Below are 4,798 nucleotides of genomic sequence, written 5' to 3' on the forward strand. Positions count from 1 at the left end.
CAACCCGCCCTCGTCCAGGCCGCTTCCGGGCAGCGGGCGCACCTCCGCGACGTACGGGGCGCCCTCGGTGAGGGTGCCGGTCTTGTCCATCGCCACCGCGTCCACCTGCCCGAGGCGCTCCATCACGACGGCGGACTTGGCCAGTACCCCGTGCCGGCCCGCGTTGGCGATCGCCGACAGCAGCGGCGGCATGGTGGACAGCACCACCGCGCACGGCGACGCCACGATCATGAAGGTCATCGCCCGCAGCAGCGCCGCGTCCAGCGTGTCGCCGAAGGCGAGCGGGAGCGCGAAGACCGCGAGGGTGGCGAGCACCATGCCGATCGAGTAGCGCTGCTCGACCTTCTCGATGAACAGCTGCGTCGGGGCCTTGGTGGCGGACGCCTCCTCGACCATGGCCACGATCCGGGCGATCACCGACTCCGACGGGTCCCGCTCCACCCGGACGGTCAGGGCGCCCGTGCCGTTCACCGTCCCGGCGAACACCTCGTCCCCCGGCTCCTTCGCGGCCGGCAGCGGCTCGCCCGTGATGGTGGCCTGGTCCACCTCGCCGGCCCCCGCCAGCACCCGGCCGTCCGCGCCGACGCGCTCGCCGGGCCGGATCAGGAGGGTGTCCCCCACGACCAGTTCGGCGGCCGGGACGGTCTCCTCGCCGCCGTCGGTCAGCCGGGTGGCGGTGGCGGGGGCCAGGTCGAGCAGGCCGCGCACCGAGTCCTCGGTACGGGCGGTGGCGATCGCCTCCAGGGCGCCGGAGGTGGCGAAGATGACGATCAGCAGCGCCCCGTCCAGGAACTGGCCGATGGCCGCCGCGCCCAGGGCGGCGACCACCATCAGCAGGTCCACGTCGAGGGTCTTGTCCGCCAGCGCCCGCAGCCCCGCCCGGCCCGGCTCCCAGCCGCCGGTGGCGTACACCGCGGCGAACAGCGGGCCCCACGTCCAGGCGGGGGCGCTCAGCACGAAGAGCGGGAGCGCGAGGAGGAACAGCACCAGTGCGGCAAGCGCCCAGCGGGCCTCGGGCAGCGCCAGGACCGGGGTGCGCCGCCGGGGGGCGGCACCCGCGGTGCGGCGCTCGGGTGGGGCGGAAGCAGCCAGGGTGGAGGTCATCGACAACGGCCTTCGGTAGACGGTGGTACCGCGACCCGCGCCACTCTACAGGAATGATTGAACAGTCATTCATGTATTCAATCAGTAAGCTGGGGCCATGGGCCACGGAGCGAACCCCCGCGAAGACGACAGCCCCGTCCCGCGCACCCGGCTGACCCCGCAGAACGCCCCGAAGGTCGCCGAGACCCTCCAGGCCCTGGCCACCCCGTCCCGGCTGCTGATCCTCGCGAAGCTGCGCGAGGGCCCCTGCGCGGCCACCGAACTGGCCGCCGCCGTGGGCATGGAGCAGTCCGCCTGCTCCCACCAACTGCGCGTCCTGCGCACCCTGGGCCTGATCACCGGCACCCGCCGGGGCCGCTCCGTCGTCTACGCGCTGCACGACAACCACGTCGCCGAACTCCTCGACCAGGCCCTCTACCACGTGGAGCACCTGCACCTGGGCGTCACCGACACCCCGGACGCGGCAGTCGCACCCTGACCGACCGCCGCGCTCCGCAGCGGCGCGTCCGTCAGCGGGCGAGCGCGGCGAGGGAGAGCAGCAGGTGCGCGGACTCGGGGTGGTAGATGTCGGAGTGCGCGCCCGCCGGGCGCCAGAGGCGCCCGCGGCGGAAGCGGTGGTGTGCGTCGACGTTGACGATGCGGTGGTCCAGTTCCTCGCGCCCGTACGAGGTGTCGAGCGCCCGGAGCCGCAGCGCGCCGATGTGTTCGGCCGGCGCGGCGGCGCCGGCGAAGCCGATACCCGCCGTGCCCTCCGCGATCCGGTGCCAGCGTCCGGTGGCCCGGTCGGCGCGGGAGTGGGTCAGCGCGATCGGGCCGTTGACCGGCGCGTCGTGCAGGATCCGGTGGAACCGGTCGGCGAAGATGCGCGGCGGCGCGGCCATCTGGAAGACCAGCAGGCTGTCGAGGGTGTACGGGTAGCGCGGGTTGCCCCGGTGCCAGCCGAGGACGGCGGGCCGCGCGTCCGCCGCGGCCTGGACCGCCTCGACGAGGAACCGCCCGCCGAACGAGTGCCCCACGCAGTGCAGATACTGTCCGGCGGCGGTGCGCAGCGTCGGGGGCGCGCCGGGCAGGCGGCGCTCCCGGTTGAGGTAGCCCAGCAGTTGGGCGAGGACCTCGCCGGCCTGGCCGCGGGTGCTCATCGCGTGGGCGCGCTCGCGGATCCGGCGGTAGCCGGGCAGCAGGGGGTTGCTCATGGAGGGCCAGCGGACGAGGACGTAGTGGCCGGACCAGGGGCCGAGGCCCGGGTAGGCGTCGCCGCGGGCCGCGTGGACGCGCTCCACGAGTGCGAACAGGCGCCGCGCGCCCGCGAGCGCCGCGGCCGGACCGGTCCGCCAGCCGTGCACGTAGACCACGATGTCCGTCGCGGACTCCGGCACGTGCAGCCGGCGGGAGAGGAACCCCGGCACCCCCGCGGTCGGCACCGGGTGCTGCGTGTCCGGGTCGCGCAGCCGGCCGTCCTCGGTGAGGTCGAGGACCGTGTGCGGCGTCACTCCGGGCCCCGGGGCCAGAAGTGGACGTCGAGGCCGCGGTAGAGCGTGAAGATCAGCCCGAGCGGGTTGCCCCGGTCGTCCGCGTAGAAGCGCGACAGCTCCCGCACCGCGTCCCCGAGCCGCGAGCCCCGGTCCAGCAGCGTGCCGAAGAGGAGGGTGGCGTACTCGCGGGCGAACGCCCGCGGCAGGTCGACCTGGGGCCCGAGCAGACAGCGGGCCCCGTTGCGCAGCAGGTGGTAGCCGGCGGCCGGGTAGAACGCGGAGGAGAGCTGGCCGCCCTGGCAGGCGCCGACGAACACCAGCGGCCGCATCGGCATCGGCTCGTCGCGGGAGAGCCAGCCGGCGATCTCGCTGCCGTAGATCTTCTCGCCGTCCGCCAGCTCCAGCCAGGACGAGCGCGCCGCCCCGTCCTGGTCGGTGACCTGGCCGTGACAGCCGAAGAAGCTGATGTGGTCGTCGAACTTCATCGCGCGGAACGCCCCGGCGAGTTCGGACTTGCTGCGCCGTACGGTCACGGCGGTCTCGCGGGCGCACCGGTCGAAGATGCCCGGCAGTTCGGCGACGAACGGCGTGGGCGGGTACTCCTCGTCCACCCGGTCGTCCACGTTCAGACCGACGCCCACCGGTCCTTCGGGGACGGAGATCCGGCTGTCGTAGCCGCGTACCCGGGAGAAGTTGTGCTCGACCAGGTGGCGGTGGCCCCAGAAGCCGGCGAAGGACCAGGTGTCGTCGACGAGCCGGCCCTGCGCGTCGCCGGCGGGACCGCCCGCGGTGTACAGGAGGTTCCACGGTACGAAGAGGTCGTCGGACTCCACGGTGACGATGCACTCGCCGCCGTCGAGCGCCCGGAACAGCGTCTCCCCGATCTCCCGCATGCCCGTGTCGCCGCCGTAGAACAGCAGCTGGAACAGGTCGTTGCCCGCGCGCGCCAGCCGCAGCCCGATGCCGTCGAGATGCGGGCAGTCGACACGGCCGCCCTCGCCGGCGTCGACGAACGGGAAGACGGTCCGCGGTCCGTCGGGCCGCGGGTCGCGGTGTACGTGCCGGATGAGGTGCTCCTGCCACGTCTCGCGCAGCACCGCGACCGCCTCCTGGACCACCTCCGCCCCGTCGAGCCAGCCGCGGTAGCTGCCGTCGCCGCGCGGCGGGAAGGCGGGGCCCCAGGCGCGTACGTCGTAGCCGGCGGGGCCGTGGCCGCCGGCGGACCTGGTGAAGCACAGGTGCACCGAGCGGTGGCGGTCGTAGTCGCGGTCGGGGACGCGCTGCATGCCGTTGGTGTCGTCGAAGACGACGGTGCTCTTGAGTCGCTCGGGCATCACGGGCCGTCCGCCGTGCTCGGGACGGGGTCGGTGACCTCCAGCTCCGTGTGCACCTCCAGCAGCATCCGGCCGTCGCGCTCGCGGTAGACGCGGAACGCGAGGGTGAGCGGGCCGGGTTCGTCCGGTACGACTTCGAAGTCGACGGGTGCCGTCGTCCGGTCCGTGCGCAGCTCGACGACCTGCGTCACCGGCACCACGGCGGGCCGGCCCGCGTCCAGCAGCACCCGCAGTCGCACCGGCCCCGGCAACGGGCGTCCGGCCACCGGGTCCTGGCGCGCGACGGATTCGAGGGCGAACCGGACCGCGACGGGCCGGCCGACGGCGGGCGCCTCGTCGTCGACCTTCCAGACGTACGCCTCGCTGAGCGGCTTCCGGTAGTCGAACCCGCACGCCTCGCAGAAGCGCACGCGGGGGCGCGCGGGGGCCGCGCAGCCGGGGCACTCCTGCCCCGGCTGCGGGCCGGGAAGAAGGCCGGGGAGCGGGCCGGGAAGCTCGCGGTGGGCTGCGCGGGGCTGCCTGGTGATGTCGTCGAACAGGTTGAAGTGGCCGTCCTGCAGCCAGAACGCACCGGAGTGGTGGGAGGGGTCCACGCGGACGTATGCGCCGGCGCCCGTCCGGGCCAGGTAGTACGCGGAGGAGTACTCGGACGGCTGCGCGAAGGACGACGGGAGGGAGCGCGAGCGGGCTGTCGTCTCGGCCGGAAGGGGGAAGCCCGCCAGGACGCGGCGTGGCCCGTCCGGGTGGGCCACGGCGCCCGCGTCCCGGATGCGCAGGACGCCGGCGGTGCCGTCGACGACATCGATCCAGGCGGGCAGTGCGGGGCTGGGGTCACCACGGACGGCGGCCAGGGCGAGCGCCGTCTGCAACTCCCGCGTCACCGCAGCG

General features: G+C 74.3%; 5 protein-coding genes. 1 reads left to right on the forward strand and 4 read right to left on the reverse strand.

Features of this window, described 5'->3' with window-relative positions; translation table 11 throughout:
* Window positions 1-1,104 (reverse strand): HAD-IC family P-type ATPase (locus H5J30_RS17870; protein WP_181788417.1); only part of this gene is annotated, 1,104 nt, incomplete at its 3' end.
* Window positions 1,105-1,201: 97 nt separating this feature from the next.
* On the opposite strand from H5J30_RS17870, the gene H5J30_RS17875 reads away from it, so the two are divergent.
* A complete protein-coding gene (locus H5J30_RS17875) occupies window positions 1,202-1,582 on the forward strand; it encodes an ArsR/SmtB family transcription factor (protein WP_258563385.1) in 381 nt (126 codons plus the stop codon).
* A gap of 31 nt (window positions 1,583-1,613) precedes the next feature.
* Here H5J30_RS17875 and H5J30_RS17880 read toward each other — a convergent pair whose 3' ends face one another.
* The 3 genes from H5J30_RS17880 to H5J30_RS17890 all read right to left on the reverse strand — a co-directional run.
* On the reverse strand, window positions 1,614-2,594 hold the full coding sequence (locus tag H5J30_RS17880) for an alpha/beta hydrolase (protein WP_181788418.1): 981 nt from the start codon (window positions 2,592-2,594) through the stop codon (window positions 1,614-1,616).
* Window positions 2,591-3,910 (reverse strand): hypothetical protein, encoded by a 1,320-nt coding sequence (locus H5J30_RS17885; protein ID WP_181788419.1) that lies wholly within the window; start codon window positions 3,908-3,910, stop codon window positions 2,591-2,593. The genes H5J30_RS17880 and H5J30_RS17885 overlap by 4 nt, the downstream gene beginning before the upstream one ends.
* Window positions 3,910-4,798 (reverse strand): hypothetical protein (locus H5J30_RS17890; RefSeq protein ID WP_220189048.1); only part of this gene is annotated, 889 nt, incomplete at its 5' end. The genes H5J30_RS17890 and H5J30_RS17885, both read right to left, overlap by 1 nt.

The sequence above is a fragment of the Streptomyces phytophilus genome (genome assembly GCF_013870535.1).
GTDB classification, from domain to species: Bacteria; Actinomycetota; Actinomycetes; order Streptomycetales; family Streptomycetaceae; genus Streptomyces; species Streptomyces phytophilus.